We start from the raw sequence: 203 nt of genomic DNA, 5'->3' as shown, positions 1-203 counted from the left end.
ATGGCTGCGTGCTTGCCGGTTTCGGCCATGACAGCGCGCAGGTTGCTGATGCGACCACCGTGTTCGGCGTAGTCGCCGTGGGAGAAGTTCAGGCGCATGACGTTCATGCCGGCATCCAGCATCTTGCCCAGCATTTCTTTGGATTCGGTCTTGGGACCGATGGTGCAGACGATTTTGGTCTTTTTCATGTCAGTCTTCATGGT

The 203-nt window shown here is 56.2% G+C and carries 1 protein-coding gene; it reads right to left on the bottom strand.

The window, feature by feature from the left end:
* A partial coding sequence (locus AACR77_RS15845; RefSeq protein WP_042882711.1) for a pyruvate kinase occupies positions 1-188 on the bottom strand: 188 nt, incomplete at its 3' end.
* Positions 189-203 lie beyond the last annotated feature (15 nt).

Origin of the sequence: Aeromonas sp. ZOR0002 (assembly GCF_963866995.1) — a bacterium.
GTDB lineage: Bacteria > Pseudomonadota > Gammaproteobacteria > Enterobacterales > Aeromonadaceae > Aeromonas > Aeromonas caviae.
The sequence above is the reverse complement of the archived record's forward strand: the minus strand, read 5'-3'. Positions and strand labels throughout refer to the sequence as shown.